The following is a 24225-nucleotide window of genomic DNA, read 5'->3' on the forward strand; positions in this document are numbered from 1 at the left end:
ATGGCGATGAAATATGCCGTCATCCGGGCCATGTTCGAGGCCATGTGGCTGTCGCGGCTGCCCGCATTGTTGCGGGCGCTGTCGTCATCGCGGGGGGTGATCTTCACCCTCCACCGCGTGCTGCCCGAGGCGCCGGCTGCATTCTCGCCCAATGCCATCCTGCAGGTGCGGCCCGATTTCCTCGCCTATGTCATCGAGCGCATGGGCGTGCTGGGAATTGACATCGTCAGCCTTGATGAGGCCATCGAGCGTCTGGCCGCACCGAAGCGCGGCCGGCCCTTCGTGGTGCTGACCTTCGACGACGCCTACAAGGACAATCTGGAGCATGCGCTGCCGATCCTGCGCGAGCATGCGGCGCCGTTCACCCTCTATGTGCCCACCGCCTACATCGATGGTGTGGGCGAGCTGTGGTGGCAGGCGATCGAGGACATCATCGCCCGCCAGCAGGCGATTGGCATCGAGAGCGGCGGCGACACTGAATATGTCGACACCCGCACGCTGCGTGAGAAGCACGAGGCCTTCAACCAGCTCTATTGGCAGATGCGCCGCATCCCCGAGACTGAGCGCATCGCGCTGCTGCATGGCTTTGCAGCATCCTATGGCTATGACCTGGGCCAGCAGTGCCGCAGCCTGATCATGGACTGGACCGAGCTGGCAACTTTTGCCCGCGAGCCGCTCTGCACCATCGGTGCCCACACGGTCAATCACTACGAACTGGCCAAGCTGCCGATCGACCAGGCGCGCAGCGAGATCGAACAGTCGGCTGACATCCTGCTTGCCCAGTTCGGCAAGCGGCCGCAGCATCTGTCCTACCCGCTGGGTGGTCCGCTATCGGCGGGCGAACGTGAGTTCGGCCTGGCGCGGGAACTGGGCTTTGTCTCGGCGGTCACGACACGGCCGGGCGGACTCTATCCGCACCACACCAACGCGCTGCATGCCCTGCCGCGCATTTCGCTCAACGGTTACTTTCAGTCGCGCCGCTATGTCGATGTTTTTGCAAGTGGAGCGATCTTCTCGCTCATGGGCCGCATCACCGGCTAGCCGCGGCCCAGAAAGCTGGTGGCGATGAAGATGGCATAGGCAGCGCCGCCCGCCACGGCCAGGCTGTTGGCCCATTGCGGCGGCAGCGGCGTGCTGCGCGCCATGGCCAGGGCCGCCAAGGCGAGCAGCAACCAGCACAGGCTGTGGAACCAACGCAGCACCCACCAGCGCAGGCCCGCGGCGTCTCCGGCGGTGTCGATCACCACATAGATAACCGCGATGGCCAGGGCCAGCAGCGCCAGCACGGACCAGGGCACGCCCCAGATGCGCTCGGCAAACAGCCTAGTCACCTTGCGGCCCGTCCGGTCGTGCCATCCAGCGGATGATCAGCATGGCCGGATAGAGCCACCCCATGCCGGCAACAATGAAATAGGGCATCAGTACCCAGATCGGCAGGCCGGGCGGAAAGGCCAGGTAGACCGAGGTGAAGATCGAGAGCCAGGCGACGATGGACCCCAGGATGAGGAACACGCCGATCAACTTGCGGTTACGCTGAGTCATGTGCGGCATCGCGGCTATTGCGGGACAGGTTATTGCGGCATACCACTCCGGCTCGCCCTCCGACACCGGGAAAATGCCGTGACCGCCGTTCACAATGCCGCACTGAGCCAGACCCAATATGCCAGCGACCGGCTGCGTCCGGTGCGCATCTGGCTCTATGCCATGGCCGCCTTTGTGCTGGTGATGGTGGTGGTGGGCGGCATTACACGGCTCACCGAATCTGGCCTCTCGATCACCAGCTGGAAGCCGATTTCCGGCATTATCCCGCCGCTGAACGATGCCGACTGGGCCGCCGAGTTCGATGCCTACAAGCAGATCCCGCAATACCAGGTGAACAACAGCTGGATGAGCGTGGACGACTTCAAGGTCATCTTCTTCTGGGAATATATCCACCGCCTGCTCGGGCGCCTGCTGGGTGTGGTCTTTATCGTGCCGTTCCTCGTGTTCCTGGCGCAGAAGCGCTTCACGCCGCGTCTGGCCATGCCGCTGTTCGGCCTGTTCCTGCTGGGTGGTTTCCAGGGCCTGCTGGGCTGGTGGATGGTCTCCTCGGGCCTGAGCGAGCTGACCTCGGTGTCGCAATATCGCCTGGCTGCGCATTTGACGGCCGCCTCGCTGCTCTTCATCGCGCTGATCTATGTGCCGCGTTCGCTTGAGCCGGGCAGGGTGGCTGACCCGGCCGCGGGCAACAATATCGGCTGGGCCGGGCTGTTGCTGGTGCTGATCGTGCTGCAGATCGCGGCGGGGGCCTTTGTTGCCGGCCTCGACGCCGGCATGGGCTACAACACCTGGCCGCTGATGGACGGTGCTCTGGTGCCCGAGGGCTTGGGCGTGATGCAGCCCTGGTGGAAGAACCTGTTCGAGAATGCACTGACGGTGCAGTTCATTCACCGCACCATAGCCTATGTCATTGTTGCCTATGTTGCCGTGATGGTCTGGCAGCAGCGCAGCGCCGGCGGCTATTCGGGCGTGCACGGCTGGCTGCCGCGCCTGGCCTTCCTGGTCCTGCTGCAGGTGGTGCTGGGCATCGGTACGCTCCTGATGCATGTTCCCATCTCTCTTGCCGTGGGCCATCAGGCGCTGGCTTTCATGCTGGCGGGTGTAACGGTGGCCTATCTGGCCGACCTGCGCCGCGCCGCCCGTATCGGCGACTGAAACAGGGCGCAATGTGCGGTAGTATAATACCGCGCTTGTAACGCCTTGATTTTATTGATGAAAATCTAGGCTCTTGACGGGGCGGGGATTCCCCCCTACACGAGCCGCCGAACACGCCGTTTTCGCCTGTGCGAAGGCTGGCAACCCCAAGAATCTAGGGAATTCAAGCATGAGCACTTACTCGGCAAAACCGAGCGAGATCGAAAAGAAGTGGATCCTGATCGACGCCGAAGGCCTCGTCGTGGGTCGCGTTGCTTCGATCATCGCTTCGCGTCTGCGCGGCAAGCATAAGCCGACCTTCACCCCCCACATGGACATGGGCGACAACATCGTTGTCATCAATGCCGACAAGGTGAAGCTGACCGGTCGCAAGCTGGACCAGCACAAGTTCTACTGGCACACCGGTTTCCCCGGCGGCATCAAGGACCGTTCGGCCCGCGAAATCCTGGAAGGCCGTTTCCCCGAGCGCGTTCTCGAGAACGCCGTGCGTCGCATGATGCCGGGCGGCCCGCTGACCCGTGCTCAGCTCAAGAACCTCCGCGTCTATCCCGGCGCCGAGCATCCCCATGAAGCGCAGAACCCGGCCAAGCTGGATGTCGCTGCGATGAACACCAAGAATGCGCGGGTGAAGTAATATGGCCGAAACCATCAACTCCCTCGAAGATCTGGGCACCTCGACTGCCGCTTCGGCTGCGGTCAACACCGCGCCCGTCCATGTGCAGAAGCTCGACGCCCAGGGCCGCGCCTATGCCACCGGCAAGCGCAAGAACGCCGTTGCACGCGTCTGGATCAAGCCGGGCAAGGGCAAGGTGACCATCAATGGTCGCGAGTTCGCCACCTATTTCGCCCGTCCCGTTCTGCAGCTGATCGTCAAGCAGCCGATCGTGGCCACCGAGCGCACTGACCAGTACGACGTCGTCGTCACGGTCGCCGGCGGCGGCCTCAGCGGCCAGGCCGGTGCTGTGCGTCACGGCATCTCCAAGGCGCTGAACTATTTCGAGCCGGCCCTCCGCCCGGTTCTCAAGAAGGGTGGTTTCCTCACCCGCGACAGCCGCGTCGTCGAGCGCAAGAAGTACGGCAAGGCGAAGGCCCGTCGTTCGTTCCAGTTCTCCAAGCGCTAAGCTGGCAGACCAAATTATGCAAAGGGCCGGGAAACCGGCCCTTTTCTTTGGCACTTTCTTTTCGCAGCGGGCGCAATGCCCCCTCGCATTGTTGTCCAGGCACCCTATCTAGCCAGCATGCAGAACCTGGTCACCCGCTTCCACATGCTCCTGTTCTCGGTGACCATCGCCATCACCGCTGTGGCGCTGCTGCGCGTGCCCGCCGATTTCGTCTATCCCGCCCATTGGAGCGGCAGCACGGTCGACTGGTCCTGGTCGCGCAACATGGCCCTCTCGGTCGGGCCGCTGCTCGACCTGATGCTGATGGCGCTGTTCTTTGCCGTCGGCCGGGCGCTGACCCGCAACCACTATGCCAAAAGCCAGCATATCCTTGATCCGGCGCTGAGCGCTGTGCTGGCCCTGGTCGCCGCTTGCCAGATGGGGCTGTTGCTCACCGGCGTCGGCTCGGACGTCGATCTTATCCGCATTATCGGCTTTGGCTTTGGCGCGGCGCTCATGCCGTTGGCCCTGGTCATCTTCGAGGCCGAGCGCCACACCTACGCTGGCCTCCGCGCCCCCTGGCCGATCGCCTCCGACCGGGCGTGGCGCTGGGTGCATCGGCTCACCGGCATAGGCTTCGGGCTTGGCGGCATCGGCGTCCTCGTGCTGGCCTGGCTCGATTCTGGGCCGGGCCCATTGGTCCTGGCTTTCGCCGCGGCATTATCCCTGCCGGTGGTCGTTGGTGGGCTCGCCACGCTTGCCCTGCGCGGCACCTGACTCAACAGTATCGCCATTGCCCGGAAACTCTTGGCGTCGATACGAATTTTCGCTCCGGGCTGTGGATACGGAAAACGGTTTGCAGCAGTTCGAGCGGAATAGGCGTAAGGTCTGCTCAATTGCGATGCATAGCGCCTAATTGTTGTGCGCTCGCTTCATTCATGCAGGTCAATATGTCTCCTACATCCGTTTCCGCTCGAGCGCCGCGGGCCCCCAAGCCGCTCTACCGCCAGTTCGGCGCACAGGTCCTCGTCGCCATGGTCATTGGCCTGGCTCTGGGCTACGTCGCCCGCCAGATGGGCCCGGGCGCCGCCGGCAATGCCAATTGGCTGGTCCAGACCCTCGCCACCATCGGTTCGACGTTCGTGTCCCTGTTGCGCGCGCTGGTGCCGGTCCTGGTCTTCACCGCCATCGTGGCGTCGATCGCCAATCTGCGTGAGCTCAACAACGCCGCCAAGCTGGTCTGGCAGACCCTGTTGTGGTTCGCCATCACCGCACTGATCGCCGTTTTCATCGGCATTGCCCTGGGCCTGATCATCCAGCCGGGCCTCAACACCGCCGTCGCCGCCGAAGCCGCCCGGGCGCCAGCCTCTTCCGGTTCCTGGCTCGATTTCCTCAAGGGCCTGGTCCCGTCCAACATCCTGGGTCTGCAGGCCTCCACACGCGTCACCGATAGCGGCGCGACCACGAGCCTCAACTTCAACGTGCTGCAGATCCTGGTGGTCTCCATCGTGGTCGGAATCGCGGCCCTCAAGGTCGGCGCCGCGGCCGATCCCTTCCTGGCGTTCAACCGCTCCTTCCTCAAGATCGTCCACAAGATCCTGTGGTGGGTCATCCGGCTGACGCCAATCGGCACCATTGGCCTGCTGGGCAATGCCGTGGCCGTCTATGGCTGGGACGCGTTGGCACAACTGGGTTGGTACTCGGCGGCCATCTATATCGGTCTCGCCCTGGTGCTGTTTGTGGTCTATCCGGTGCTGCTGCAGGCCCATGGTCTCAACCCGCTCCGCTACTTCCAGAGCGCCTGGCCCGCCATCCAGCTCGCCTTCGTGTCGCGCTCTTCGATTGGAACGCTCCCTGTGACCGAGCGCATCACCGAGCAGAACCTGGGTGTTCCGCGTGAATATGCCGCCTTTGCCGTGCCGCTCGGCGCCACGACGAAGATGGATGGCTGCGCCGCCATCTATCCGGCGATCTCGGCCATTTTCGTGGCCCAGTTCTTCGGCATCCAGCTTGGCCTCCAGGAATATCTGCTGATCGTGTTCGTATCGGTCATCGGCTCTGCGGCGACAGCCGGTCTGACCGGCGCCACCGTCATGCTGACGCTGACCCTGTCGACGCTTGGCCTGCCGCTCGAAGGCGTCGGCCTGCTGCTGGCGGTCGATCCGATCCTCGACATGGGCCGCACCGCGGTCAACGTCGCCGGCCAGGCGCTGGTGCCCACCATCGTCGCCAAGCGCCAGGGCATTCTCGACGAGGCGACCTATGCCCGCGGCGAGAGCATCGAAGCGCTGGACGCCGCCGACGCCGTTCCGGCCCAGTAAGGGCAGGGTCCATCGCAGAAAAACCAAGGGGAGGCGCAAGCCTCCCCTTTCTTGCATTCTGTCCGGGCCAAAGTCGCCCAGGGCGTAGTGGCCTTATAGGCTGGCTCAGCTGACCTTCTTGAGTACCGACTTGACCTTCTTGGCCTTGGGCACCTTGGCGGCGCGGGGAACATAGTTCTCCATCACGCGCTCGATCACTTTGATGGCCTTGTCAAAGCCATCTTCGGCCTGCAGTTTTTCGGCCACCATCGCGGCATTGCGGCGGTATTCGGCATTGGTGGTCAGGTCGGCCAGGGCGCCGGCCAGGATTTCCGAGGTCAGCTTGCGCAGGCGCACCGGCTTGGGGCCACAGCCGAGCTCATAGACCCGGCGACCCCAATAGGGCTGGTCGACGAACTGCGGCACCACAAAGGTCGGTCGTCCCAGGTGCAGGCCGGCCGAAGTCGTGCCGGCGCCGCCATGGTGGACGACGGCCGAGACATATTTGAACAGCTTGTCGTGCGGCGCCTTCTCGATGGCGAAGATGGTTTCGGGCAGGTCTTCGGGATTGATGCCGCCCCAGCCGCGCGCCACAACGGCCCGGCCGCCCCACATTTCGACGGCTTCCTTGAGGATCTTGGTGTTGCGCTCGGCGCCAAAGGGCATCGAGCCAAAGCCGATATAGACCGGCGCCTCGCCCTCGGAGAGGAACTTCTGGAACGCTTCTGACGGCTGCCAGTCGGTGCGGTCCTTGAGCGGCCAATAGCCGGTGACGATGGCGCTCTTGGGCCAGTCGCGCGGGCGCGGCGACACCAGGGGCGAATAGGGGTAGAGCGTGGTCAGGGCCGTGCCGTCGGTGTTGCGGAAGAAGCCGCCGTTCTTGCGGGCATCCAGACCCATCAACTCGCGGCGCAGCTTGTTGCGCGGCAGGTTGTAGTAGATCTGCTGCACGGTCATGGCGGTATAGGTCAGCCGGTTGAAGGCCGGGCCCAGATCGGCGCTGTAATAGCTGCAGAGCGGGAATTCGCTGGTCGAATTGAGCGGCTGCAACGCCACCATGACCGCGGGAACGCGCAGGGCTTCGGCAATGTCGATGCCAAAACTGGTGTTCATGTTCAGGATCAGCATGTCGGCGCCCTGGCACATCTGCCAGGCATGGCGCGCCGCCGTGTCCACGATCTGCTGGCCCTGGCGCAGCAGGAACGGGCCATTGATGAGCAGGGACTGGCTCATGGCGTTTTCGAAACGCTGCTGCCGCAGGAAGGCCTGGATCGAGGGGCCTAGCGTATGGAATTCGATTCCATAGCCCTCGACCATGTCCTGGAATTCTTCGGAAGCGCCCAGAATCACGGAGTAGCCGCGCTCCTTGAGCGCAACAGCAAGGGCCAGATAGGGTTGAACGTCGCCTTGCGTGCCGATTGTGACAAGGGCAATGCGCTTCAAGTGTGGAACCTCACCATGTGGCCGTCAACGCGCCCAAGGTTGGCGTCGGGCGCGCCATTTACAAGTCCTCGACGAGGAATTATGAACGGCGTTATCTATAGCCGATTTCATTACAAAATACGCTTCTGAAGGGCAAGGGACATGCAGTCTCTGTACACTGTTGCTAAGGTTGGAGCCTCGCTCGCCGCTGGTGCAGTGGTCGCGGCCGCCATGATGGCGGCCGGCGCGAACGCCCGCTAGCTCTTCCCGCATGGCCCCTGCCGGGCCGGGAAGAGCCGAACACTGCGAGCGCGCCCGATGCCGGGCAATTTAACCCGATGACAATCATAATTCCGCGATAATCACATCCACATCATGTGGTGTGGCGCCCGAGCGCGTCGCGGCCGCATTCAGGTCCCCAGTTGGACCGCCGAGGAAATCATGAGCGCAGACTTCCACAAGATCCGCCGTCTCCCCCCCTATGTGTTCGCCCATATCGATCCGCTCAAGGCCAAGGCCCGCGCCGAAGGCGTCGACGTGATCGACCTGGGCATGGGCAATCCGGATATGCCCACGCCTCAGCACATCGTCGAAAAGCTGCAGGAAACCGTCAAGGACGGCCGCACCCACCGCTATTCGACCTCGCGCGGCATTCCCGGCCTGCGCAAGGCCCAGGCCAGCTACTACGGCCGCCGCTTCGGCGTGAAGCTGAACCCCGATACCCAGGTCGTGGCGACGCTCGGCTCCAAGGAAGGCTTTGCCAATATGGCTTCGGCCATCACCGCCCCCGGCGACGTGGTGCTGGTGCCCAACCCGACCTATCCCATCCACTCCTTCGGCTTCATCATGAGCGGCGGCGTCGTCCGCTCGATGCCGGCCGACCCCAATGAAGACTTTATGCGCTCGCTCGACCGGGCCGTGCGCCACTCGATCCCCAAGCCCATCGCCCTGGTGCTGAACTACCCGGCCAATCCCACGGCCTATACCGCTGACCTCGACTTCTACACCGAAGTGGTCAAGTACTGCCGTGAGCACGAGATCTTCATCCTCTCCGATCTCGCCTATTCCGAGATCTATTTCGACATCGATCCGCCGCCGTCCGTGCTGCAGGTGCCGGGCGCCATCGACATCGCGGTGGAATTCACCTCCATGTCCAAGACCTATTCCATGCCCGGCTGGCGCGTCGGCTTTGCCGTCGGCAATGAGCGCCTGATCGCCGCACTGGCGCGCGTGAAGTCCTATCTCGACTACGGTGCCTTCACGCCCATCCAGGTGGCGGCGACGGCAGCCTTGAACGGCTCGGACGACGTGGTCGACGAAGTGCGCAAGGTCTACAAGTTCCGCCGCGACGTCATGGTGGAGAGCTTTGCCCGTTCCGGCTGGGATATTCCGGTTCCCCAGGCCACCATGTTCGCCTGGGCGCCCATTCCGCCCCAGTTTGCCCACCTCGGCTCGCTCGAATTTGCCAAGCTGCTGATCAAGGAGACCGGCGTTGGCGTCGCTCCGGGCGTCGGCTTCGGCGAATACGGCGACCAGTATATCCGCCTGGCCTTCGTGGAAAACGAGCAGCGTATCCGCCAGGCGGCGCGCAACATCAAGAAACTGCTGGGCGGCAAGACCGGCGCCGGCAACGTGGTGCCGCTGGCTCGCTGATCGCACAAACTCGGTCCCTCTTTCCGCTGCGGGGAGGGGGACCGCATCGCCCCTGTGCTGGGCTGACTGCGTGTCAGCACTAAACTCCTATTGACGGCTAGGCACTTTCCTATGCAGATGGCGTCACCATGAGTGATATCCAGTCTTTCCGCCAAGCTGTCGAAACCTTCATTGCCGCGCGCGGTTGGACTCCCACCCGCTTTGGCCGCACCGTCGCGGGCGATCCGCTCTTCGTGTTCGACCTGCGCGAGGGGCGCGAACCGCGCTCGGAGACCCGCACCCGCATCCTCAAGGCCATGCAGGATTTCGGCGACGGCGAAAGCCTGCCGCCGCTGCGCATTGGCGTGGCTGGTCTGGGCAATGTTGGCGCAACCCTGGTGCGCATCCTGCAGAAGGATAGCGCCGAGCTCACCAAGAAGCTCGGTCGCCAGTTGGTCGTCACCGCGGTTGCGGCGCGGTCGCGCTCTCGCGAGCGCGGCATCGACAATGCCGGTCTGGATTGGTTTGACGATCCGGTGGCGCTGGCCAAATCGGACGGCATTGATCTCTTCGTCGAACTGATCGGCGGCGAGGACGGCCCGGCCTATGCTGCGGTCAAGGCGGCTTTGGATATCGGCCGCCCGGTGGTCACCGCCAACAAGGCGTTGCTGGCCAAGCATGGCGTGGCCCTGGCGCGCCTGGCCGAAGAGTCTGGCACCCAGCTCGGCTTCGAGGCGGCCGTTGCCGGCGGCATTCCGGTGATCAAGACGCTGCGCGAGGGGCTGGGTTCAGCCCGCATCGCCAAGGTCTTCGGCATCATGAACGGCACCTGCAACTACATCCTCACCCGCATGGGCAATGAGGACATTTCCTTTGCCGATTGTCTGCGGGACGCGCAGTCCCTGGGCTATGCCGAGGCCGACCCGACCTTTGACGTTGAAGGCTTTGACACCGCCCACAAGCTCTCGATCCTGGCGACGCTGTGCTTCGGTTACGAGATTGCGCCCGACAAGATCCGCGTCGAAGGCATTTCGCGCATCACCCAGCATGATATCCGCGTCGCTGCCGACCTGGGCTACAAGATCAAGCTGCTCGGCATTGCCCAGCGCACCGAGGACGGCATCGAGCAGCGCGTGCATCCCACCTTCGTGCCCAAGGGCAGCGCCATTGCCGGCGTCGATGGCGTGATGAATGCCGTGGCGCTTGAAACCGACCATGTGCACGAACTGCTGCTGGCCGGCCCGGGCGCCGGTGGTCCGCCGACGGCGTCTTCGGTGCTCTCGGATATTCTCGACATCGCCCGCGGCACCCGCGTACCGCCGCTGGGCGTGCCCAGCGAAGAGCTCTTGCCCTATCGCGAGGCGCCCATGCGCGCCCATGACGGCGGCTACTACATCCGCCTCAGCGCCAAGGACGTGCCCGGCGCACTGGCGGCGATTGCCACCCGCATGGGCGAGCGCTCCATCTCCATCGATTCTGTCATCCAGAGGTCGGACTTGAATGCTAAGGCCATGGCGCCCGATGGCTCGCCGACCCGCACGGTTGTGATGATCACTCAACAGACTTTAGAATCAGCTGTACGTGAATCACTTGCACAGATCGCGGCCGACGGGTTTATCGTCGGCGAACCGCAATTGATCCGGATCGAGAAGCTCTGACCTTCGGGGCCTGTCGCGCCCCGGGAGGACAGATGAGACTCAGCAAGACCGAGCACCAGTCACGGCCCGCAAATCTGCATCGCAGCCTGACGCTCGAGCTGGTGCGTGTCACCGAGCGCGCTGCCGTTGCCGCCGCCGCCTGGCGGGGCAAGGGCGACGAAAAGGCCGCCGATGACGCGGCAGTGCTGGCCATGAAGGAAGAGCTCGACCAGGTCGGCATCTCCGGCCGTATCGTCATCGGCGAGGGCGAGCAGAACGAATGCGACAATCTCTACATCGGGCAGGCGGTCGGCGCCGGCAGCGGGCCTGAGGTCGATATTGCTGTCGATCCGCTCGAAGGCGTCACCCTCTGCGCCAAGAACCAGCCCGATTCGCTGGTGGTGCTCGCCATGGCCGAACGCGGCGGCCTGCTCAACGTCGCCCGCAATGTCTACATGCACAAGATCGCCATTGGCGCCGACTATGCCCCCGGCGTTGTGCACATCGATGCCTCCGCAACCGATAATGTGACGGAATTGGCCAGGGCCAAGGGCGTGCCGCTGAGCGAGATCACCGCCATCGTGCTCGATCGCCCCCGCCATGCCGGACTGATCGAGGAACTGCGCACCACAGGCGTTGCCGTCAAGCTGATCAGCGATGGCGACATTGCCGGCGTCATCCACGCGGTCAACACCAATGATACCGGCATCGACATTTACCTCGGTTCCGGCGGCGCGCCCGAAGGCGTGCTGGCGGCGGCAGCACTGCGCTGCATCGGTGGCCAGATGCAGGGCAAGCTGATCCTCGACACGCCCGACAAGCGCCTCCGGGCCAAGGAAATGGGCATCGAGGACCCCAACCGCGTCTATGACGTCACCGAACTGGCGGCCGGCGACGTGCTGGTCGCAGCCACCGGCGTCACCGATGGCTCGCTGCTCGAAGGCGTCCGCATCGGCCGCAATTCGCTGGTGACCAGCACCATCGTCATGCGCTCCTGGAGCCAGACCGTCCGCTGGATCAAGGCGCAGCACGCGCGCTAGGCCTCGACCGGGCCGTCGAAATCGCCTACCTCTCGCCCATGCTGGATGCGCCGCGCCCATTTCTTGATGTTTCCCGCTCGGTCACCGGCCGGGCGTGGATTGACCGACTGGACAGCACCACCACCCGCACCGCTGGGGCCATTGCCCAGCGCATAGGCGTCTCGGAAATCCTGGCGCGGGTTATGGCGGCGCGCGGCGTCGCCCTGGATGCGGCCGAGAGCTATCTCGAGCCCACCATAAGGGCGCTGATGCCCGATCCCTCCACGCTGACGGCCATGGATGCCCTGGCGGACCGTCTGGCAAAGGCCATCACCGACAGCGAATCCATTGCCCTGTTCGGCGACTACGACGTTGATGGGGCCTGTTCCTGCGCCCTGATGGCCCGCTATCTCAGGCATTTCGGCATCGAGCCGCAGGTGCATATCCCGGACCGCATCTTTGAGGGCTATGGCCCCAATATCGCGGCCATGGACAAGCTGATCGACGGCGGCGCCAGCCTCATCGTCACGCTCGACTGTGGCACCACCAGCGACAAGCCGATTGCCCATGCCCGCAGCCGCGGCGCCGATGTGCTGGTGATCGACCACCATCTGGTCGATCATGAGCTCCCCGAGGCCACGGCACTGGTCAATCCCAATCGCCCGGACGATATCTCCGGGCTGGGCTATCTCTGCGCGGCCGGCGTCACCTTCATGACGCTCGTTGCCGTCAACCGGGCGCTGCGCCAGCGTGGCGACACCGGGCTGCCCGATCTGCTCAAGCTGCTCGACATCGTCGCCCTGGGCACGGTCTGTGACGTGGTGCCCCTGGTCGGGCTCAACCGCGCCTTTGTCGTGCGCGGGCTCGAGGTCGCGCGCCGCGGCGACAACAAGGGCATAGCCGCGCTGGCCCTGGCCTCGCGCATCAGCGGGCCGATCAATCCCTATCATCTGGGCTTTCTCATCGGCCCGCGCATCAATGCCGGGGGCCGCATCGGCAATGCCGCGCTGGGCACCGAACTGCTCGCCGTCGAGGACGAACATCATGCGCTCTCGATTGCGGCGCGGCTCGATGAACTCAACACCGAGCGGCAACGCATCGAGGTCGAGGCCGTCGAAGAAGCCACCGCCGTGGCGGAACTGGAGATCGGCTCCGGCGAGGGGCCTTCCGTGCTGGTTCTCGCCTCGGCCAATTGGCACCAGGGCGTGGTGGGCCTGGTCGCCGCGCGCCTGCGCGAGCGCTTCGAGCGCCCGGCCTTTGCCATAGCCCTTCACGCCGATGGAACCGGAACGGGCTCGGGCCGCTCCATGCCGGGCGTCGATCTGGGCAGCGCCGTGCTGGCTGCGGTCGATGCCGGTATCATTGCCAAGGGCGGCGGCCACGCCATGGCCGCTGGCATCACCATCAAACCGGGCCAGCTGGGCGCCTTTCGCTCCTTTCTGTCCGATGCCCTGGCCACCGATGTCGCGGCCGCCCGCGCTGCCAGCGCGCTCAAGATCGATGCGGCACTCACCGCCCGCGGCGCCTCGCTCGATCTGGTGCGTGATCTCGAACGGGCAGGGCCATATGGCTCGGGCAATCCCGGCCCGGTGTTTGCCTTTCCCGCCCATCGCGCCAAGTTCGCCCAGGTGGTCGGCAAGGGTGGCCATGTCAGCTTCTCGCTGGTCTCCGAGGACGGCGCCAAGCTCAAGGCCATCGCCTTCCGCGCCGCCAGCACCGAGATTGGCGATGCGCTGCTGCGCGGCAATGATGCCAGCTTCCACTTCGCCGGCAGCCTGGGGATCGACCACTACCAGGGCCGCGAACAGGTGCAGTTCCGCCTGCTCGACCTCGCTAAGCCCAAGGCCTGACGAAACTTTTGTCTGATCCACGCCGTTTCCTTCTGCGTAGGAACAGACAACACAAGCGGGGGACCAAGCCGATCATGAACGCCACGACTATTGCTGTCATCGGATCGGGAATCTCAGGACTTTCAGCGGCTTGGCTGCTTTCTCAGACTCAGGATGTTACGGTTTTCGAGCAGGCCGACCGCCTGGGCGGCCACTCCAATTCCATCATGGCGCGGGTGCCCGAGGGCGAGGTTTCTGTCGATACCGGCTTCATCGTCTACAACGAGCGCAACTACCCCAACCTCACGGCCTTCTTCAAACACTTCGATGTTCCCACGGCCGAGTCGTGGATGAGCTTTGCAGTCTCCATCGCCGAGGGCCGGCGTGAGTATTCCGGCGAATATCTCAATGGCCTCTTCGGCCAGCGCCGCAACATCATCCGTCCCGAACACTGGAAGCTGGTCGGCGATATCCTGCGTTTCTTCCGCGCGGCGGAAAAGCAGATCGCACAATGCCCCGACGATCTCTCGATCGCTGAGTTCCTTGATCGCTTCAACTATTCGCGCGTCTTCATTCAAGATCACATCCTTCCCATCTCGGCGGCGATCTGGTCGACGCCCTCGCGCGACATGCTGAGCTTTCCGGCCAAGACCTTCATCGAGTTCTTCGCCAACCACTCGCTGCTGCAGGTCAACAACCGGCCGCTCTGGCGTACGGTCAAGGGCGGGGCGCGCGAATATGTGCGCCGCGTCGCCGAGCAGTCGGCGTTCAAGACCGTCCTGAACGCGAATATCCGCTCTGTCGAGCGCAGCGAGACCGGCACCACGCTGGTCTTTGCCGACGGTAGCCGCCGCGCCTTCGATCAGGTGGTCTTCGCCTGCCATGCCGACCAGGCGCTGGCTCTGCTGGCCAAGCCGACCGAGGCTGAGCGCAATGTGCTGGGCGCCTTCCGCTTCACCCGCAATCACGCCACGCTGCACACCGACGCCAGCTTCATGCCGCGTCGCCGCCATCTCTGGTCATCCTGGAATTACCTGCGCGGCGCCGAAGGGGAACGGGACCTGAGCCTGACCTATTGGATGAATGAGCTGCAGCCGCTGCCCACCCGCTCCAATGTCTTTGTCACGCTCAACGCCTATCGCGATTTCGCCCCTGGCACCGTGCAGTATGAAGTTGACTACGAGCACCCGCTCTTCGATGCCAGGGCCATCGCCGCCCAGCGCGATCTCTGGCAGATCCAGGGCATTCAGCGCGCCTGGTTCGCCGGGGCCTGGATGGGCTATGGTTTCCATGAGGACGGGCTGCAGTCCGGCCTCGAGATTGCCGAGCGCATCGGGCCGCAGCTGCGACCCTGGACCGTGCCGGAGGCGCGCGGACGCATTGCCCACAATTGGGCCGAGGGAGACAGCCACCAGTGGGCAGCCGAATAAGCCAGGACGGGGCCGCCGGCGCCATCTATGTCGGCGAAGTCGTGCACAAGCGCGTACGGCCCCGCCAGCACAAGCTGCGCTACCGCGTCTTCTCGCTGCTCGTCGATCTCGATCATCTTGATGCGCTGGATGAAAATCTGCGCGTTTTGTCGTTGAACCGATTCAACCTTGTGTCGCTGGTGACGCGCGATTTCGGCCCGCGCGACGGCAGCAGCCTGGCCGAGTTCGTCCGCGCCCGGGCGCAGGCGGCGGGGGCAGGGCACCTGGCGCGAATTCACATGCTGGCCTATCCGCGCCTGCTCGGCTTCGCCTTCAATCCCATCACCGTCTACTACGGCGAGAACGCCGACGGGGCGGTCCGCTTCATGCTCTATGAGGTGCGCAACACCTTTGGCGAACACCACTTCTACGAAGCCCTGGTCGATGCCGACGCGTCCGAGATCAGCCACGAGAACGCCAAGGCCTTTTACGTTTCGCCCTTCAACTCCATGGCCGGCACCTATCGTTTTGCAGTGCGCCCGCCAGCCGAACGGCTGTTCCTGGGCATCACCCTGTCCGATGATGAGGGGGGGCTGGTCACCACCTATTTTGACGCCGAGCGTCAGCCGCTGACCGACAGCAAACTCTTGAAGCTGCTGCTTGCATATCCACTTATGACTATTAAAGTGGTGGTGGGCATACACTGGGAAGCTCTGCTTTTGTGGCTCAAGGGTGTGCCGCCGACGCTTGGATTGCGGCGCCAGCTGAAAAATGGGCGCCAAGTGTAACGATATGTTGGATCGTTCTGCCCAATGACAAAAACAGCAATTGATAGCACCAATACGGGTGTGACGCCGTGGACAAGCCTGGTCTCGTGGCTGGTGGATCGCGTCGGCGTATCGCTGATCGGCAAGCCGCGCCATGGCGGACTCACCGTGATTTTCCCCAATGGCCGCACGCGCACCGTGGGCAATACCGCCACCGGTGAGCACGCCGTATTGCGTCTGAACAATTTCAAGGTGCTCAGCGAGGCCATGCAACGTGGCACCGTTGGCTTTGCTGCCGCCTATATGCGAGGCGACATTGAGGTCGACGACCTCACGGCGCTGTTCCGCTTCTTCCTGCAGAACCGCGACATGTTCGAAAAGGCCAACCCCGGCTTCTTCCGTCGGGCAGCCTCGGATTTGCATTATCACCTGTCCCGCCGCAACACGCTGGAAGGCTCCAAGAAGAACATCGCCGAGCACTATGACCTGGGCAATGACTTCTACGGCCAGTGGCTCGATCCCTCCATGACTTATTCCTCGGCAGTCTTCACCTCCGGGGACCAGAGCCTGGAAGAAGCCCAGCTGACCAAGTACCGCCGCGTTGCTGACATGGCGGGGATCACCGAGGGATCCTCGGTGCTCGAGATCGGCTGTGGCTGGGGCGGTTTCGCCGAAACCGTCGCGCGCGACTACAAGGCCAGGCTGCGCGGCATCACCCTGTCGGCCGAACAGCTCAAGTTTGGTCAGCAGCGCCTGGCCCGGCAGGGTCTGGACAATCTGGCGACGCTGGTGTTCGAAGACTATCGCCACACCGAGGGACAGTTCGATCACATTGGCTCCATCGAAATGATCGAGGCCGTCGGCGAAGACAATTGGCCGAGCTATTTCCAGACGGTGCACGACCGGCTCAAGCCCGGCGGCACGGCCGCCATTCAGGCCATCACCATCGATGAAGCCGACTTCGACGGCTACCGCTCCGGCCCCGACTTCATCCAGCGCTACATTTTCCCCGGCGGCATGCTGCTGACCAAGACGGCAATGCGCGAGTTCGGCGAGAAATATGGACTGGTGCTGGAGAATATCGAGACCTTTGGCCAGTCCTATGCCCGCACGCTGCGGCTCTGGCGCGAGCGCTTTCTTGAACGCTGGCCGATGATTGCCCCGCTTGGCTATGACGAAGAGTTCCGGCGCAAGTGGGTGTACTACCTCAGCTATTGTGAAGCCGGCTTTGCCGAGAGCGCCATCGACGTCGGTATCTATCAGTACCGCCGCCCCGCCTGACCGGGGCCATGGCCGCAGCCGCAGCCCACCCCGCACAGAAAAACGCCTGACCTCCCGCACGGGAGATCAGGCGCAAAAGCGAAGGGCATGGAGAAGCGGCCTCAGCTGTCTTTGGGCACCATCTTTTCGGTGAGCCAGAAGAAGATGGGGTAGGGCAGCCAGCGCATTGTCTTCATCAGCCAGACCATGCGCTTGGGGAAGGCGATCTCGAATCGGTCCGACTGGGTCAGCCCATCGACAATGCGGCGCGCCGCGTCGTCGGTTTCCATCAGGAACGGCATGGGAAAATCGTTCTTGTCGGTCAGCTCCGACTTCACAAAGCCCGGGGCAATCATGCGCACCACCACGTGGCGCTGCGCCAGCTCGGCCCGCATGGTCTCCAGCAGATTGATCAGCCCGGCTTTGGTGGAGGAATAGGCCGCCGAGCGGGGCAGGCCGAAATAGCCGGCCACCGAGGCAATCACCGCGAAATGGCCGCCACCCTGGCGCTGCATCTGCGCAACCACCGGATTGGCCATGCGGATCACGCCGAGATAATTGGTGTTCAGCACCGTCTCGAACTGATCGAGCGCATAGTCGCCGGCGTCCATCGGCTGCCAGGCTGCAGCGCCGAATATGAAGATATCGATCCGGCCCAGATCATGTGCCACCGACGCCACGGTTTGGGCCACGGCAGCAGTGTCCGTCACGTCGAGCGGGTAGGGAACGATGCTGCTGTGGCCGCTGGCTACGGCCTGGAGCTTCTCCACGCGCCGTCCCGAGATCGCCACGGTCCAGCCGCGCTCTGCCAGCAGCTTGGCAACGGCTGCGCCGATGCCGGAGCCGCCACCAATGATCCAGGCGACGCCGGGTTTCAGGCTCATATGCCGAACAGGGGCTGCAGGGCGCGCATCAAACGCCCCTGAAACGTCAGCTTGGCATCCACCGCCACCAGGCAAATGCAGTCCTCGCCAGGCTCGGCAATAGGCTGGTGTTCGACGTCCTCGTCATGGTCGGCAATGTCGCCCTTGGCGAAGACACCAAAGCGATCCTTGTAGGCACCCTGCAGGATCAACGTCAGCTCCTGGCCACCATGGCCATGCTCGGGCACGCGCCGGCCACCGGCCACGCGCAGCAGCATCAGGCGCGAGCGACCATCCTTGCCCCAGGCAAGGTCCGCCGTGGCCACGCCCGGCCCGGTCCACTTCCAGCGCACGCTCTCCAGCCCGCCCGGAATATAGCGTTGCAGCGGCAGCGGCAGGGCGTCTGCAGCCCGCGCCTGTGCAGCGGCCGGCTCAGTCACGGTGATGCGATCGTCTTCATCGCCGAGCGAGTCCAGCAACCGGTCGAGCGCCCCATTGGACAGCTCGGCTTCCGGTTCGTCATTGAGCAGCGCGCCACCGATCGCATTGATCTGACGCAGCGATTCGCGGCCGCCCTCGGACATGGCCAGATGCGTCGCCACAACGGCCGCATACGGCTCGTCGAGCGTACCGGCACTGAATGCCATCAGCGTGGTGATGTCGGGGTGGTGATTGATAGTCATTGCAGATCTTCCAGCATGGGCCGGAGACGTTCGTAGGCCAGGCGAAGTCTCGATTTTACGGTGCCCAGGGGAATGCCGACCGTTTCGGCAATCTGGGCGTGGGGCATGTCGTGGATGAAGCTGAGGCGGACCACCTCCTGCTGCTCCACAGGCAGCGACGTGAGGGCCTTTGTGACCCTTTCGATGATCTGGTTCTGCTCGACCAGACTGCTGCCCAATGGGGCATCGCTGGCCATGTCGAGGTCATCCAGATCCTCATACGGCTTGTTAGACTGTCGCCGCAGCTGATCGATGCGCAGGTTGCGGGCGATCGTGAAAATCCACGTGCTCGCGGCCCCGCGCTGCTGCGAATACATCGACGCCTTGCGCCAGACCGAAACAAAGGTCTCCTGCACCAGATCCTCGGCAACGGCGTCGCTTGAACCGAGCTTGAGCATCATGGATTTGATGCGGGGGCCGAAATGGCTGAACAGGGCAGCAAGCGCCGCCTTGTCTCGCAATTCGGCCACGCGCAGCAGCAGGCCGGAAAGGTCGTCAGTGTCGACGGGCACGGGCGTCCGTCCGATGGTTTGGTCTGTCATGTTCAAGGCATACATCGGCTTCTCCGTGCCTGTAAGCCTCGTACGCCCTCAATTCAGCTCTGGATCAGCCGCAGGGGTCAAAATGTGATCGAATGCGCCAGTGGCCGATGCCAGCAGGCTGGCGCGGGCAAAAAAGCCCATGCCGCTGTCGCGGGCACAATTGGCATCAATCTGAAGGGGAGAAGTTCCTGGTACGCCCACGGGGAATCGAACCCCGCTCTGCACCGTGAGAGGGTGCCGTCCTAACCGATAGACGATGGGCGCGGACCTAGGAAACTGCCGCTCAATTTATGCCATTCCCAAGTGAAAAGGAATGGTACGCCCTAGGGGAATCGAACCCCTCTCTGCACCGTGAAAGGGTGCCGTCCTAACCGATAGACGAAGGGCGCTTAAGCGCTGCCGGTCGTATAGTTGGGTGTTTTGCGTTGCGCAACCCATTTGCGCATCGAACGCTATTTTTTTTAACAGCCTGCGAAAGTGACCGGGCGATTATAGCCGCGCGGACGGTCGCGAACGTCCACGTGGATGAACTGCCGGCCAGGGTAGCAGCCCAGTCCGCCCACGCTGTCGGTGCGCATGGCAAAGGCGATCAGCTGCTGCTTGTCCACGCCGGGGATGTAGAAGTCGGCGGCCATGCATTTCTTGTGATAGGAATTGTCCGTGCCGCCGGACGCTGCATTGTGCTGGTTGTCGCGGTAGCCGGAATTCATGATGACCTTGCGTCCGAAGCGCCCCTCGAATTCCCACACCAGGAATCGCAGCTTGGGCGACAGGCAGAACGCATTCACCTCGCGGCTGGATACGAACGTACCCCAGTCATTGCGCTTGCCGGCATAGGCCGACCCGCTGGAACTGGCGAACATGGCCATCGGCATGCATGCGCCAAGGATGAGGGCGCAGATCACAGCAGCGGCAATGGGACGAAACAGGTGGCGCATCACGACTTCCGCGTGCCCGATTGTTGCGCTTGTGCAACAGTTAAGGGCTCGTTTGAGAAGTCGCTAAAATACGCCCGGTTTCGCTAACCGCAGCCTAATGGCTACGGTTAGCAAAGGGTTGACCAGGCCCGAAATGGCGCGGTTTGCCTACCACTTGCCGGTGTTTGGCATCGACAGCCAGGGCTCCTGGGGCGGCAGGGACCCTTCCTGAATCAGCTCGATCGAGATGCCGTCGGGCGAGCGGACAAAGGCCATGTGACCATCACGCGGCGGCCGGTTGATGGTCACGCCCATGTCCATCAGGTGCTGGCAAAGGGCGTAGATGTCCTGCACGCGATAGGCCAGGTGACCGAAATTGCGCCCGCCGGTGTATTCCTCGGGGTCCCAGTTATAGGTCAGCTCGACCTCGCCGCCGCTGTCGCCGGGCGCACGCAGGAAGATCAGCGTGAAGCGACCCTTCTCGTTCTCGGTGCGCCGAACTTCCTCCAGTCCCAGTCCTTTGCAGTAGAAGGCCAGGCTCTCTTCGATATTGGTGACACGGACCATAGTGTGCAGATAGCGCATGGCGGTTTCCTCCGGTTGGGATGTGCTGTCCTTGGCCTAACAAGGGGGGCGGCCAGCCGCAACAGCCGGGCCGTCGAACAAAATACTAAGACATGCTTAACAAGTGCGATTGAATCGGCCACAGTGAGGCCTATTGTATTGTGGAGTACCTCGTCGCTGCGGGATGAGGGAGAAGGGCTTTGGGGACTATGGGGGCCAAATTTGGTGGCGATGGCGATGAGCCAGCGAACCTGTCGGATCAGACAGGGCCAATGAATCGCAGTGACGCGCCGGCACAGGGCGTCGATAGCGGTCTTGATACCATCGAGATTTCCGGCGCGATCAAATGGTTCGATGCCGGCAAAGGCTTTGGCTTTATCGTCCCGGACAACGGCATGCCCGATGTCCTGCTGCATGTGACCTGCTTGCGGCGCGACGGCTACCAGACGGCCCATGAGGGCGCCCGCATCGTCGTTGAAGCGCTCAATCGCCCCGGTGGCCTTCAGGCCTTCCGCATTGTCTCGATGGACGAATCGACGGCCCGTCACCCTGCGCAGGTGCCGCCGCGCACCCATGTGGTGGTCGAGCCGACTTCCGGCATGGTCCGTCTCGAGGTCAAGTGGTTCAACCGCATCCGCGGATTTGGCTTCCTCTCGGCCGGCGAGGGAACGCCCGACATTTTCGTGCATATGGAAACCCTGCGGCGCTTCGGCATTGCCGAACTGCGTCCGGGCCAGTTTGTGCTGGTGCGCTACGGCAATGGCCCCAAGGGCCTTATGGTTGCCGAAATCCGGCCCGATGACTGGGGTGGCGCACCGTCGTCGCACTAGGACTGATTACATGACCTTCTTCGCCTCGGGCGTTCTGCCGCTCGCACGTCGTTCTGCCGCTGCGTTGGCGGTCCTTCTGGTTGCGGCGCCGCTGGCGGCTTGCAGCGACGAAGGACGCCTGGTTCTGCATTCGGCCACTGGCGATCACGTGTTCAATGTCGAAGTGGTCGATACCCCAGAATCGCGGGCCCAGGGCCTGATGTTCCGTCAGGATCTGGCCGATGACGCTGGCATGCTGTTCGACTTCAAGCAGGAGCGCGAGGTCTCGTTCTGGATGCAGAACACCTTCATCCCGCTCGACATGATCTTTGTGGGTGCCGACGGGGTCATCAAGACCATCCATGTCAACGCGCGTCCACAGGACACCACATCCATTCCCTCGCAGGTGCCGGTGCAGTTCGTGCTGGAAATCCCGGGTGGCCGATCCGAAGAGCTTGGCATCAAGCCGGGTGACACCATGGAGCATGATCGCGTGGGCAAGCCCCTCAACTGAGGCCGGCAATCGCCTAGAGGCGGTTGATCACCATGCAGTCCAGCACCGCCCACAGGTGCAGGCTGGCGCCCAGCACCACAAAGACATGCCAGAGCGCGTTCTGGAACTTCAGCTTCTCCCACAGATGGAAAATGATGCCGAGCGAATAGGTCACGCCGCCAGCCAGCAGCAGCATCATCGTGGAGTGGGGCAGGGTCTGCGCCAGCGACTGGAACACCAGGATGCCGCTCCAGCCGATCGCCAGGTAGAGCGCGATCGCCAGGCGCCCGAAGTGCTCGGGCACGATCAGCTTGAGCGCGACGCCGATCAGCGAGGCACCCCAGACAAATGTGGTCATCAGGACGCCGGTTGTCGTGCCGCCGATGACGGCGAGGAAGGGCGTATAGGAGCCGGCGATAAACAGGAAAATGGCCGCCTGGTCGAATCGGGCCAGCATCTTCTTGACCGGCGAAACGGGCCAGAGGTTATAGGCCAGCGACACGCCCAATACGGCCACCAGGCTGGCGACATAGACGGCCAGGGCAGGGGCCGCCTCGGGCGCCGTCTTGATGATGGCGAAGGCCAGGAGGATGGAGCCGGCCGCGATGGCAACCACCAGACCCAGCACATGGACAATGCCATCCACCAGAAGTTCGGCGCGGGTGTAGGGCCGCTGTTCGCGGCTCCACCATGAATATGTTGCTGTCGGCGTCTCTTGCATGTCGTGCATCCCCAATGACGCTACCCTCGCATGCTGAAGTGGCCGAAATGTTGCGGCTTTTGCTGGAATCACCGGGATTTGCGAATATCCTGAAGCCTTGACCAACAGTTCTGGTGAACAATCCGTTCTATACCCGGGCGCGCACTTGACGAGTAACCCTGTCGTTACCTAGTCAGCACTATCAGCTCTGGAACCGTCATGCCGCCCATCAAGATCCTCGTTGCCCTGGCCGACCCCACCCGTTGCCGGTTGATCGAAATCCTGCATGACGGCCCGCAGCCGGTGCATGTGCTGGCGGCGGCCTTCAAGATCAGCCGCCCGGCGATTTCGCGCCATTTGCGCGTGCTCAAGCAGGCCGGGCTGATCAGCGAGAAAAAGATCGGCCGCGAGAACCGCTATGCCCTGCACGCCAACCGTCTGGCCCCGGTGCAGCGCTGGCTGACCGAGATACTGCCGCCTGCCAGGACGGCCCCCTCGCTTGTCGCCGAGGCCGTCGCCTCCGCACCCGAGCCGATTGTGGTGCCCGTACCCGAACCCATCGTCATCGCGCCGGTCACGGCGCCGCGGCCCCGGCCGGCGGCCAGGGCAAAGCCAGAGGCGCCCGCCGCCAAGCCGGCCGTCCAGCCCCGGACCAGCGAGCCTGCTCCCGTCTCGCAAATGGGCTTTGATTTCTAGCCAGCGAACGCGTCTGAAAGACGGGCTGCACGCTAGCCCCACAGCATAACATCGCGTCTGCGCCCGGGTGCCTCGGGACGTTTCCGCACGTCGAAACGTGAAAATTCGTCGCCACTATTTTCATTGCTTTTCGTCCGAGAAACGCGAGAAATACAGGACGAATCTTCTCGCAACGAAAACATTTTCATTGCCATAGGACATAGCCGTGACGCGGACCGCCAAGTCTCAATCGATCGACACCATGCTCAAGGCCCTGTCCGAGCGCATCTTCGTGCCCGCCGGTATCGCCGTGCCGCTGCGCTACCGCGCCGCCGGCCATGACGAACGCGCCGCCGTGCTCAAGGAAGACACCGGCAATTGGACGATGGTGGATCGCGACCTGATCTGGGGCGAGCCCGATGGCTACTACTGGTTTGCTGGTTCGGTCGTCATTCCACCCGAACTCGATGGCGCACCGGTGCACCTCTACATCGAGGCGGCCTTCGGCAAGGTCATGGGCCGCTCCGATCCGCAATGCCTCGTGCGCGTCAATGGCCGCATCACCCAGGGCTCGGACGCCAATCACCGGACCATTCGCCTGACCGACAAGGCCCGCGCCGGTGAGCGCTTCGACATCATGGTCGAGGCCGGCACCATCGAGGATCGTCGCCAGCTCGGCTTCGGCATTCACCTCTGGACCCATGATGCCCTGGCCGAGAAGGTTTACTACGACCTCAGCGTGCCGCGCGAAGTGGCGCGTCTTCTGCCTGAGGATGATGCCCGCGCCCATGCCATCATCCGCCATGTCGATGCGGCCCTGGCCGTGCTCGATCTGCGCCCCGGCAATCTCCAGCGCTTTCATGCCAGCCTG

General features: G+C 63.5%; 25 protein-coding genes and 2 tRNA genes. 16 read left to right on the plus strand and 11 right to left on the minus strand.

Annotated features, from left to right (window positions below; genetic code table 11):
- Complete coding sequence (locus K1177_RS04490; RefSeq protein WP_224702124.1) at positions 1–1041, plus strand: polysaccharide deacetylase family protein; 1041 nt, start codon at positions 1–3, stop codon at positions 1039–1041.
- On the opposite strand, the gene K1177_RS04495 is transcribed toward K1177_RS04490, so the two are convergent.
- Entirely contained in the window at positions 1038–1331 is a 294-nt protein-coding gene (locus K1177_RS04495) for a hypothetical protein (protein WP_224702125.1), read from the minus strand. The genes K1177_RS04490 and K1177_RS04495 overlap by 4 nt on opposite strands.
- Entirely contained in the window at positions 1324–1542 is a 219-nt protein-coding gene (locus K1177_RS04500; RefSeq protein ID WP_224702126.1) for a DUF2842 domain-containing protein, read from the minus strand. The genes K1177_RS04495 and K1177_RS04500 overlap by 8 nt, the downstream gene beginning before the upstream one ends.
- 78 nt (positions 1543–1620) lie before the next feature.
- Here K1177_RS04500 and K1177_RS04505 point away from each other — a divergent pair, with 78 nt between their 5' ends.
- The 5 genes from K1177_RS04505 to K1177_RS04525 all read left to right on the plus strand — a co-directional run bounded on the left by K1177_RS04505 (position 1621) and on the right by K1177_RS04525 (position 6115).
- Complete coding sequence (locus K1177_RS04505) at positions 1621–2694, plus strand: COX15/CtaA family protein (protein ID WP_224702127.1); 1074 nt, start codon at positions 1621–1623, stop codon at positions 2692–2694.
- A gap of 169 nt (positions 2695–2863) precedes the next feature.
- Positions 2864–3328: a 50S ribosomal protein L13 gene (gene rplM, locus K1177_RS04510; RefSeq protein WP_137151685.1), complete on the plus strand. Its 465-nt coding sequence runs from the start codon at positions 2864–2866 to the stop codon at positions 3326–3328.
- Between the two features lies 1 nt (position 3329).
- Positions 3330–3815: a 30S ribosomal protein S9 gene (gene rpsI / locus K1177_RS04515; RefSeq protein WP_224702128.1), complete on the plus strand. Its 486-nt coding sequence runs from the start codon at positions 3330–3332 to the stop codon at positions 3813–3815.
- 75 nt (positions 3816–3890) lie between these two features.
- A complete protein-coding gene (locus K1177_RS04520) occupies positions 3891–4571 on the plus strand; it encodes an SdpI family protein (RefSeq protein ID WP_224702129.1) in 681 nt (226 codons plus the stop codon).
- Positions 4572–4744: 173 nt separating this feature from the next.
- Positions 4745–6115: a dicarboxylate/amino acid:cation symporter gene (locus tag K1177_RS04525; protein WP_224702130.1), complete on the plus strand. Its 1371-nt coding sequence runs from the start codon at positions 4745–4747 to the stop codon at positions 6113–6115.
- A 105-nt stretch (positions 6116–6220) separates the two neighbouring features.
- Here the strand turns inward: K1177_RS04525 and K1177_RS04530 are convergent, their stop codons facing one another.
- A complete protein-coding gene (locus K1177_RS04530) occupies positions 6221–7537 on the minus strand; it encodes a glycosyltransferase (RefSeq protein ID WP_224702131.1) in 1317 nt (438 codons plus the stop codon).
- Between the two features lie 420 nt (positions 7538–7957).
- Here K1177_RS04530 and K1177_RS04535 point away from each other — a divergent pair, with 420 nt between their 5' ends.
- The 7 genes from K1177_RS04535 to K1177_RS04565 all read left to right on the plus strand — a co-directional run bounded on the left by K1177_RS04535 (position 7958) and on the right by K1177_RS04565 (position 17090).
- A complete protein-coding gene (locus K1177_RS04535) occupies positions 7958–9169 on the plus strand; it encodes an LL-diaminopimelate aminotransferase (protein ID WP_224702132.1) in 1212 nt (403 codons plus the stop codon).
- A gap of 296 nt (positions 9170–9465) precedes the next feature.
- Positions 9466–10806, plus strand: coding sequence for a homoserine dehydrogenase (locus tag K1177_RS04540; RefSeq protein WP_224703689.1), 1341 nt, complete (start codon positions 9466–9468; stop codon positions 10804–10806).
- 32 nt (positions 10807–10838) lie between these two features.
- Positions 10839–11825, plus strand: coding sequence for a class II fructose-bisphosphatase (gene glpX / locus K1177_RS04545; RefSeq protein ID WP_224702133.1), 987 nt, complete (start codon positions 10839–10841; stop codon positions 11823–11825).
- Positions 11826–11863: 38 nt separating this feature from the next.
- Positions 11864–13654 carry a single-stranded-DNA-specific exonuclease RecJ gene (gene recJ, locus K1177_RS04550; RefSeq protein WP_224702134.1) on the plus strand — a complete coding sequence of 597 codons (1791 nt, stop codon included), beginning with the start codon at positions 11864–11866 and terminating at the stop codon, positions 13652–13654.
- 74 nt (positions 13655–13728) lie between these two features.
- Positions 13729–15063: an NAD(P)/FAD-dependent oxidoreductase gene (locus K1177_RS04555; protein WP_224702135.1), complete on the plus strand. Its 1335-nt coding sequence runs from the start codon at positions 13729–13731 to the stop codon at positions 15061–15063.
- On the plus strand, positions 15048–15830 hold the full coding sequence (locus tag K1177_RS04560; protein ID WP_224702136.1) for a DUF1365 domain-containing protein: 783 nt from the start codon (positions 15048–15050) through the stop codon (positions 15828–15830). The genes K1177_RS04555 and K1177_RS04560 overlap by 16 nt, the downstream gene beginning before the upstream one ends.
- 24 nt (positions 15831–15854) lie before the next feature.
- Positions 15855–17090 (plus strand): SAM-dependent methyltransferase, encoded by a 1236-nt coding sequence (locus K1177_RS04565; RefSeq protein WP_224702137.1) that lies wholly within the window; start codon positions 15855–15857, stop codon positions 17088–17090.
- 101 nt (positions 17091–17191) lie between these two features.
- On the opposite strand, the gene K1177_RS04570 is transcribed toward K1177_RS04565, so the two are convergent.
- The 7 genes from K1177_RS04570 to K1177_RS04600 all read right to left on the minus strand — a co-directional run bounded on the left by K1177_RS04570 (position 17192) and on the right by K1177_RS04600 (position 20698).
- The gene (locus K1177_RS04570) at positions 17192–17953 is read right to left on the minus strand and encodes an SDR family NAD(P)-dependent oxidoreductase (RefSeq protein ID WP_224702138.1); all 762 of its coding nucleotides are present in this window, start codon (positions 17951–17953) and stop codon (positions 17192–17194) included.
- Entirely contained in the window at positions 17950–18615 is a 666-nt protein-coding gene (locus K1177_RS04575; protein ID WP_224702139.1) for a ChrR family anti-sigma-E factor, read from the minus strand. The genes K1177_RS04570 and K1177_RS04575 overlap by 4 nt, the downstream gene beginning before the upstream one ends.
- On the minus strand, positions 18612–19196 hold the full coding sequence (locus K1177_RS04580; protein ID WP_224702140.1) for a sigma-70 family RNA polymerase sigma factor: 585 nt from the start codon (positions 19194–19196) through the stop codon (positions 18612–18614). The genes K1177_RS04575 and K1177_RS04580 overlap by 4 nt, the downstream gene beginning before the upstream one ends.
- Before the next feature lie 189 nt (positions 19197–19385).
- Positions 19386–19460 (minus strand) — tRNA-Glu (locus K1177_RS04585).
- 50 nt (positions 19461–19510) lie between these two features.
- Positions 19511–19585, minus strand: a tRNA-Glu gene (locus K1177_RS04590).
- 72 nt (positions 19586–19657) lie between these two features.
- A complete protein-coding gene (locus tag K1177_RS04595; protein WP_224702141.1) occupies positions 19658–20134 on the minus strand; it encodes a YcbK family protein in 477 nt (158 codons plus the stop codon).
- A 147-nt stretch (positions 20135–20281) separates the two neighbouring features.
- Positions 20282–20698, minus strand: a complete 417-nt coding sequence (locus tag K1177_RS04600; protein ID WP_224702142.1) for a VOC family protein — start codon at positions 20696–20698, stop codon at positions 20282–20284.
- Between the two features lie 251 nt (positions 20699–20949).
- Between K1177_RS04600 and K1177_RS04605 the strand changes: the two genes are divergently transcribed.
- Positions 20950–21507 carry a cold-shock protein gene (locus K1177_RS04605; protein ID WP_224702143.1) on the plus strand — a complete coding sequence of 186 codons (558 nt, stop codon included), beginning with the start codon at positions 20950–20952 and terminating at the stop codon, positions 21505–21507.
- 10 nt (positions 21508–21517) lie between these two features.
- A complete protein-coding gene (locus tag K1177_RS04610) occupies positions 21518–22000 on the plus strand; it encodes a DUF192 domain-containing protein (RefSeq protein WP_224702144.1) in 483 nt (160 codons plus the stop codon).
- Between the two features lie 13 nt (positions 22001–22013).
- Here the strand turns inward: K1177_RS04610 and trhA are convergent, their stop codons facing one another.
- Positions 22014–22700 carry a PAQR family membrane homeostasis protein TrhA gene (gene trhA, locus K1177_RS04615; RefSeq protein WP_224702145.1) on the minus strand — a complete coding sequence of 229 codons (687 nt, stop codon included), beginning with the start codon at positions 22698–22700 and terminating at the stop codon, positions 22014–22016.
- 198 nt (positions 22701–22898) lie between these two features.
- Here trhA and K1177_RS04620 point away from each other — a divergent pair, with 198 nt between their 5' ends.
- Positions 22899–23375: an ArsR/SmtB family transcription factor gene (locus K1177_RS04620; RefSeq protein ID WP_224702146.1), complete on the plus strand. Its 477-nt coding sequence runs from the start codon at positions 22899–22901 to the stop codon at positions 23373–23375.
- Positions 23376–24225 lie beyond the last annotated feature (850 nt).

The sequence above is a fragment of the Devosia aquimaris genome (genome assembly GCF_020169335.1).
GTDB lineage: Bacteria > Pseudomonadota > Alphaproteobacteria > Rhizobiales > Devosiaceae > Devosia > Devosia aquimaris.

Bases quoted from the DNA above. Each gene is read 5' to 3' on its own strand.
- K1177_RS04570 (WP_224702138.1), bottom strand. From the start codon at position 17,953: ATGAGCCTGAAACCCGGCGTCGCCTGGATCATTGGTGGCGGCTCCGGC.
- K1177_RS04520 (WP_224702129.1), top strand. From the start codon at position 3,891: ATGCCCCCTCGCATTGTTGTCCAGGCACCCTATCTAGCCAGCATGCAG.
- K1177_RS04605 (WP_224702143.1), top strand. From the start codon at position 20,950: ATGAATCGCAGTGACGCGCCGGCACAGGGCGTCGATAGCGGTCTTGAT.
- K1177_RS04500 (WP_224702126.1), bottom strand. From the start codon at position 1,542: ATGACTCAGCGTAACCGCAAGTTGATCGGCGTGTTCCTCATCCTGGGG.
- K1177_RS04610 (WP_224702144.1), top strand. From the start codon at position 21,518: ATGACCTTCTTCGCCTCGGGCGTTCTGCCGCTCGCACGTCGTTCTGCC.
- K1177_RS04490 (WP_224702124.1), top strand. From the start codon at position 1: ATGGCGATGAAATATGCCGTCATCCGGGCCATGTTCGAGGCCATGTGG.
- rplM (WP_137151685.1), top strand. From the start codon at position 2,864: ATGAGCACTTACTCGGCAAAACCGAGCGAGATCGAAAAGAAGTGGATC.
- glpX (WP_224702133.1), top strand. From the start codon at position 10,839: ATGAGACTCAGCAAGACCGAGCACCAGTCACGGCCCGCAAATCTGCAT.
- K1177_RS04600 (WP_224702142.1), bottom strand. From the start codon at position 20,698: ATGCGCTATCTGCACACTATGGTCCGTGTCACCAATATCGAAGAGAGC.
- K1177_RS04535 (WP_224702132.1), top strand. From the start codon at position 7,958: ATGAGCGCAGACTTCCACAAGATCCGCCGTCTCCCCCCCTATGTGTTC.
- recJ (WP_224702134.1), top strand. From the start codon at position 11,864: ATGCTGGATGCGCCGCGCCCATTTCTTGATGTTTCCCGCTCGGTCACC.
- K1177_RS04620 (WP_224702146.1), top strand. From the start codon at position 22,899: ATGCCGCCCATCAAGATCCTCGTTGCCCTGGCCGACCCCACCCGTTGC.
- trhA (WP_224702145.1), bottom strand. From the start codon at position 22,700: ATGCAAGAGACGCCGACAGCAACATATTCATGGTGGAGCCGCGAACAG.
- K1177_RS04565 (WP_224702137.1), top strand. From the start codon at position 15,855: ATGACAAAAACAGCAATTGATAGCACCAATACGGGTGTGACGCCGTGG.
- rpsI (WP_224702128.1), top strand. From the start codon at position 3,330: ATGGCCGAAACCATCAACTCCCTCGAAGATCTGGGCACCTCGACTGCC.
- K1177_RS04580 (WP_224702140.1), bottom strand. From the start codon at position 19,196: ATGACAGACCAAACCATCGGACGGACGCCCGTGCCCGTCGACACTGAC.
- K1177_RS04575 (WP_224702139.1), bottom strand. From the start codon at position 18,615: ATGACTATCAATCACCACCCCGACATCACCACGCTGATGGCATTCAGT.
- K1177_RS04555 (WP_224702135.1), top strand. From the start codon at position 13,729: ATGAACGCCACGACTATTGCTGTCATCGGATCGGGAATCTCAGGACTT.
- K1177_RS04540 (WP_224703689.1), top strand. From the start codon at position 9,466: ATGCAGGATTTCGGCGACGGCGAAAGCCTGCCGCCGCTGCGCATTGGC.
- K1177_RS04525 (WP_224702130.1), top strand. From the start codon at position 4,745: ATGTCTCCTACATCCGTTTCCGCTCGAGCGCCGCGGGCCCCCAAGCCG.
- K1177_RS04595 (WP_224702141.1), bottom strand. From the start codon at position 20,134: ATGCGCCACCTGTTTCGTCCCATTGCCGCTGCTGTGATCTGCGCCCTC.